Origin of the sequence: Rhodococcus sp. CX, from assembly GCF_015865005.1 — a bacterium.
GTDB lineage: Bacteria > Actinomycetota > Actinomycetes > Mycobacteriales > Mycobacteriaceae > Rhodococcus.
Map to the genome: position 1 here is coordinate 9,760 of NZ_JADZGH010000105.1, position 6,101 is coordinate 15,860.

Sequence of the window (6,101 nt, forward strand, 5' to 3'; positions counted from 1 at the left end):
TCGGGATGACGAGCACGTGGAGCGCGGGCGGCAGGTTCGGGATGACGATGCTGCTCTTGACGTAGCGGAAGAAGCCGTACTTCTTGATGCCCACGTAGTTGAAGACGACGTACGCGAGAGCGGCGAGCACGAGCGGCATGCCGATGCGGGCGTTCGACGAGATGTTCAGGAACGGAATGATCGACGTCAGGTTCAGTCCGGCGACGAGGAAGAAGATCGTCACGAGAACCGGCAGGAAGCGACGGCCCTGTTCCTTGCCGAGGATGTCCTCGGCGATGTTGATCCGAACGAAGTCGATCATGATCTCGGCGACGTTCTGCACGCCGCGCGGAACGATCTTCGGGCTGCGCAGAGCGAACGCGAAGAACGCCGCAACGAGGACGGCGACGACGACGCGGATGAGCATCAGCCGGTCCATTTCGAAGGGGGTGCCCTCGAACAGGACTGCTGGTGGAAAGAAATCGGCTAGTGACGGCGCGTGGAATTCTCCGGCTGCCAAGGTGGTGACGCTCAGCGCTCTCTCCCGTAGTCGGCCGCAGGCATTGCCGTCTGCGGTTCGATCGGACATTGACGATCCAACAAGTCGACAAGGTCGGCTCGCGTATTCGCCAGCTGCTGTGGGCTATCTGATCGGCCCCGCGTCTGTCGGTGTCGGCGACTCTCGTCGACTCGGCGGCCATTTGAACACGACCGCCTGCAAAGATACAACCGCGACGGCCCCTCAGGACTACCGGCTGGTCGCAACTCGCTTGGCATTACCCTAGCAACACATCTACGACAACGCGTAGGGGGGTACAGACGCTGTAGGGAATTGACAAGGGCGACTACTCCCGTTCGTCGTTCCCCGCATTACCCGAATCGGGCACAACGTACAGCGCCCGCTGCGACACCACGCCGTACGTTTCCGCGCCCAGCACGATCACCAGAGCGAACACGATCGTCAGGACCAGCGCACCCTTGCTGTAGAAGTCCAGGGGCTTGAGCAGGGCCATCACCACGATCGCCAGGATCAGCTTGAGCAGCCACGTGCCCAGCAGCACCGCCCCGGCGGTCGTCGCGGGCAGGCGCGAGGTGAGCAGCACCCCGAGCGCCGTGAACAGGATGAACCCGCCGCCGACGGCCGCGCCGATCAAGGCACCCCACAGGCCCGGCATTCCCGCGACGAGCACGGAGATCACGGCGGACACCACCGTCAGGGCGACCAACCCGAGCGCGCCGTACCGGACGGCCGCGCGCATCGGCGCCGACGGATCGGGCAGGGCGGGAAGTGGCTGAGCAGGCTGATCGGAAGAGGTCACGGGTATCAAGCCTAACCGACCTCGCCGTCGCCTCCCCCGGCCCCGTGCACCGGATCGGGACCGTCACCGCGGGACTCGGCGTCACTGTGACGCAGCGCCGGCACCGCGGTGACGACGAGCGCGAACACCAATCCCGCCGCGGTCAGCAGCACCACCGCGCGGCGATCGATGAGGGCGGATCCGACCGCGCCGAACGCGAGAACGCCGACCCACAGGTAGATGAGCAGCACGACGCGCCGATGCGAGTGACCGATCTGCAGCAGACGGTGGTGCAGGTGCATCTTGTCCGGGCTGAACGGGCTGACACCCGCCCGGGTGCGCCGCACGATGGCGAGCAGCAGGTCCAGGATCGGGATGAACATGACGGCGCCGACCAGGAGCAGCGGCGACAGCAGACCGAGCAGGTCGCGGGTGCCGTACGCGGCCAGCGGGATCCTGCCGGAAGCGCTCGTGGACACCGCGGCGAGCATGAGTCCGATGAGCATCGATCCCGAGTCGCCCATGAAGATCCGGGCCGGCTGGAAGTTGTGCGGCAGGAAGCCCAGGCACGCACCGGCCAGGGCCGCGGCGATCAGTGCCGGCGGGTAGGCGCTGACGTCGCCGCCCTGGTCGTGCAACAGTCCCACGGAGAACAGGCAGATCGCGACGGCAGCGATGAGCCCGATACCTGCGGCGAGACCGTCGAGACCGTCGACGAAGTTCATCGCGTTGATCATCACCGCCGCGACCGCGACCGTGATCAGACCGCCCTGCAGCTGGTCGAGGACGAGGGTGTTGCCGCTGAACGGATCGAAGATGACGATCCAGCTCACCCCCATCACCGCGAGCACCCCCGCGGCCGTGACCTGGCCGACGAACTTCGTCAGCGCGTCGAGACCCCAGCGGTCGTCGATGATGCCGACGACGACGATGATCGACCCTGCCACGAGCGCCGCGCTCATGTCGGATGTGTATTCGAATCCCCGTGTCAGCGCGGGCAATTGCTGCGCGAAGACCAAACCGGCGACGAGCCCGAGATACATGCCGACGCCACCGAGCCGGGGCGTCGGAATCACGTGTACGTCGCGTTCGCGGGGTGCCGCGACGGCACCGAACCGGATCGCGGCGATCCGGACGAGCCCGGTCGCGAGGAACGTCACGACAGCGGCGGTGAGCAGCACCAGCAGCAGTTCGCGGAGAGGCACACCGGCGCCGCGGCCCGACTGGGCCAGCACCAGGGCAGTGTCGACGGAAGTCACCTACGCAGGTCCCTGCCCGTCACTCCCCGCCGGGGCGCAGACGGGCCGGGTCCTCGCCCAGCACCTCCGCGATGTCCTCGATCGGCACGGCGCCCTCGCGGAGGATGCGCGGACGGTCCGAGGTCATGTCGACGATGGTCGAGGCGACCGCGTGCTCCGACGGTCCGCCGTCGAGGTAGACGCTCACCGAGGCGCCGAGCTGCCGGCGGGCGTCCTCGACGACCGCGGCCGGCGGCTGCCCGGAGACGTTCGCGCTCGAGACGGCGAGCGGGCCGACATCGCGCAGCAGTTCGAGGATCACCGGGTGCAGCGGCATCCGCAGCATCACCGTGCCGCGGGTGTTTCCGAGATCCCAGGCGAGTGACGGCGCCTGGGGCACCACGAGGCTGAGCCCGCCCGGCCAGAACGCCCGGATGAGTTCCCGGGCCTCGGGACGGACCGTGCTGACCAGGCCGTCGATGGTGTTCCACGAGCCGACGAGCACCGGGACCGGCATGTCCCTCCCGCGACCTTTCGCGCGCAGCAGACTCGCCACCGCGTCGCCGTCGAAGGCGTCGGCGGCGATTCCGTAGACGGTGTCGGTCGGCACCACGACGAGCCTGCCCGCCTTCAGGGCACCACGTGCCGCGTTGATGCCTGCTGATCGGGAATCCGGCTTACTGCAGTCGTAGACGGTGCTCACGCGACCATCCTTCCATCCGCGATTGCGTGCCCGACGTCACCCTGTTCCGTCACGCGTCCGCTCCGGTTCCCTTGGCTGCACGGGCGCGTTGCGCCTCGACGTCCGTGGGCACCCGCATCGCGACGACGAATCGCGGCCGGCCCGCCAGATCGGGGTGTTCGGCGACCTCGCCGAACACCCGGCGCTGGGCGAACAGCTCTGCGGTCTGCGCGCCGTTGGTGTCGTCGTGTTCGACGGCGACGGCTCCTCCGATACGCAGCCAGCGCGCGATGTTGGAGACCATCGGCTTGATGACCGACAACCCGTCGGGGCCACCGAAGAGCGCGGAATGGGGGTCGTGGTCGATGACCTCGGGCTCGAGTTCGGCGCCTTCGGGGATGTAGGGCGGGTTCGCGACGATCAAGTCGACGCCGCCTTCGAGTTCGGTGAGCAGCTCGCGGTCGGTGACGTCACCCTGGTGCAACACGATCGGGGTGTCGCCCTGCGACGCCCGGTACTCGGCGTTCCGCCGGGCCCACGCGAGCGCCTTCGGCTCGAGCTCGACCGCGTGGACGACCGCGTCCGGCCGGGCGTGCGCGATCGCCAGTGCCAGCGCACCGGAACCGGTACACAGGTCGAGCACGACCGGGGACCGTCGCGGGTAGCTCTCGAGGAACGCCAGTGCCCAGCCGAGCAGCAGTTCCGTCTCGGGACGCGGCACGAACACTCCGGGTCCCACGGCGAGGTCGATCTCCCCCATCGCCGAGGTCCCGGTGATGTATTGCAGCGGGATTCGCTTGGCGCGCTGGGCGATCATCGCCCGGTAGGCATCGACCATCGCAGCATCGACCAACGGCACCAGGCCCAGCCTGGTCCGTTCGATTCCGAGCAGGTGCGCGGCGAGCAGTTCGGCGTCCGCGCGGGGGCTCGGCACACCCGCTTCCTCGAGCACCGACACCGCCTCGATGATGGCCAGGCGCAGAGGTTGACGATTCACGGCGTACAGACTGCCATGCCGGTCACGATCGGAGAACGGACAGGTCGGGGTCGGCACGCCCGTAACCGTTCCGGGTCGACCCTCGGACCCGCCGGGCAGGGGTAGCAGCAGGCCGGTCGGCGGCGGATTGAAGAACGTGTCGGGCGGGAAACAGAACAGTGACCGATACCTTCGGGTCGGTTCTGTCGACGGAAAGGGTTTCTCATGAAGACACGGACTGTTCGCGGATTGACGATTCTCGCTGCTACCGGCGCCGCCGCGCTCGCGGCACCCGCACTCTCGGGTGCCGTGCCCATCGATGTCCAGCCGATCCCGATCGGATGCCCCGCGGGAATCGGGCCGGTGGACACCGAGACGGTCGTCGACGAAGAGGATGTCGCGACCGACGAGATCGAGTACGAGATCGAGCAGGACGGCAGCGGTGGTGGCCAGGTCGCCTGGCTCAACTTGTCGACGCTGCAGCAGGGCACAGACGCGTTCCCAGGGCCGGTGGACGAGGAGGAACCCGCCGTCGTCGTCGAGACGGGAGAAGGCCTCGTGGTGAGCGCCGTGTGGGGCACCCACGAGAATGCCGACGGCGAGTCCTGCTTCCTGCTTCCGGGCTTCGACCTCAGCGACGTTCCTGCCACGCCTCGTCCCGCAACCGAATAGGCCGTGGCCGATCCGGCCTCACCGCAGACGACGATCCGGGCCCGGCTTCGACCGTTATTCCGCGGCGAGCCGGGCTTCGCGGTCGGCCTGCCCCAGCGCGTCCAGCAGAGCGTCGAGGTCGCCGTCGAGCACGGCGTCGAGGTTGTGCGCCTTGAACCCGATCCGGTGATCGGTGATGCGGTTCTCGGGGAAGTTGTAGGTGCGGATGCGCTCGGACCGGTCGACGGTACGGACCTGGCTGGCCCGGTCCGCGGACGCCTCGGCCTCGGCGGCCTCTTCGGCGGCGGCTTGGAGGCGGGCCGCGAGAACCTGCATGGCGCGAGCCTTGTTCTGCAGCTGCGAGCGCTCGTTCTGGCAGGTCACGACGATTCCGGTGGGCAGGTGGGTGATGCGCACGGCCGAGTCGGTGGTGTTGACACCCTGGCCGCCCTTGCCCGACGAGCGATACACGTCGATACGCAGATCGTTCTCGTCGATCTGCACTTCCTCGACCTCGTCCGGCTCGGGGTAGATGAACACGCCCGCGGCGGACGTGTGGACCCGGCCCTGCGATTCGGTGACCGGCACGCGCTGCACGCGGTGCACGCCACCTTCGAACTTCAGGCGTGACCACACGCCGTCGCGCACGTCGGTCTTCGACTTGATCGACAGCGTCGCGTCCTTGTAGCCACCGAGATCGGAGTAGGTGGCGCCGAGGACCTCGACACGCCAGCCGGCACGCTCGGCGTACCGGGTGTACATGCGGGCCAGATCCGCCGCGAACAGAGCGGATTCTTCGCCGCCCTCCCCCGACTTCACCTCGAGGACGACGTCGTCGCCGTCGTGCGGGTCCCGCGGAGCGAGCAGGTCGGTGAGCGTCTTCTCGAGTTCGGCGACGGTCTCTTCGAGTCCGGGGACCTCCGCGGCGAACGCGGAATCGTCCGACGCCAGCTCACGGGCCGCCTCGAGATCCTCGCGGGCGGTCTTCAGCTTCGTGTAGGTCGCCATGACCGGGGCGAGCTCGGCAAAACGCTTGCCGACGCGGCGCGCCGCCGCCGGGTCGTTGTGCAGTGCCGGATCGGACAACTGCTGTTCCAGACCCGCGTGTTCGGCCAGGATGTCGTCGACGGCCGACGGCTTGGTCTGCCCCGCCATGGGTTCGCTCCACTCTGTCTGTCGTGCTCTTCGCGTATCGGTGTACGCGAACGGGAAAAGCCTGTGAAAACACCGACGCCCGGTCTGTGACGATGACAGAACCGGGCGTCGGCAGGGCTGCT

Annotated in this window: 7 protein-coding genes; 1 reads left to right on the top strand and 6 read right to left on the bottom strand. The window is 68.1% G+C overall.

From position 1 onward, the window contains the following. The 5 genes from I0Q12_RS11495 to prmC form a co-directional block, all read right to left on the bottom strand. Window positions 1–568: F0F1 ATP synthase subunit A (locus I0Q12_RS11495; protein WP_231610461.1), on the bottom strand; the 568-nt coding region annotated here is incomplete at its 3' end. 256 nt (window positions 569–824) lie between these two features. Further along, window positions 825–1,238 carry a hypothetical protein gene (locus I0Q12_RS11500; protein WP_197252047.1) on the bottom strand — a complete coding sequence of 138 codons (414 nt, stop codon included), beginning with the start codon at window positions 1,236–1,238 and terminating at the stop codon, window positions 825–827. Between the two features lie 71 nt (window positions 1,239–1,309). Continuing rightward, window positions 1,310–2,536, bottom strand: a complete 1,227-nt coding sequence (locus tag I0Q12_RS11505) for an MraY family glycosyltransferase (RefSeq protein ID WP_307846184.1) — start codon at window positions 2,534–2,536, stop codon at window positions 1,310–1,312. 19 nt (window positions 2,537–2,555) lie between these two features. After that, window positions 2,556–3,218, bottom strand: a complete 663-nt coding sequence (locus I0Q12_RS11510) for an L-threonylcarbamoyladenylate synthase (protein ID WP_197252041.1) — start codon at window positions 3,216–3,218, stop codon at window positions 2,556–2,558. 49 nt (window positions 3,219–3,267) lie between these two features. Beyond that, window positions 3,268–4,194 carry a peptide chain release factor N(5)-glutamine methyltransferase gene (prmC, locus tag I0Q12_RS11515; RefSeq protein ID WP_197252042.1) on the bottom strand — a complete coding sequence of 309 codons (927 nt, stop codon included), beginning with the start codon at window positions 4,192–4,194 and terminating at the stop codon, window positions 3,268–3,270. A 204-nt stretch (window positions 4,195–4,398) separates the two neighbouring features. Between prmC and I0Q12_RS11520 the strand changes: the two genes are divergently transcribed. Beyond that, on the top strand, window positions 4,399–4,845 hold the full coding sequence (locus I0Q12_RS11520) for a hypothetical protein (RefSeq protein WP_197252043.1): 447 nt from the start codon (window positions 4,399–4,401) through the stop codon (window positions 4,843–4,845). 54 nt (window positions 4,846–4,899) lie between these two features. On the opposite strand, the gene prfA is transcribed toward I0Q12_RS11520, so the two are convergent. Next, window positions 4,900–5,979 (bottom strand): peptide chain release factor 1, encoded by a 1,080-nt coding sequence (gene prfA / locus I0Q12_RS11525; protein ID WP_197252044.1) that lies wholly within the window; start codon window positions 5,977–5,979, stop codon window positions 4,900–4,902. Window positions 5,980–6,101 lie beyond the last annotated feature (122 nt).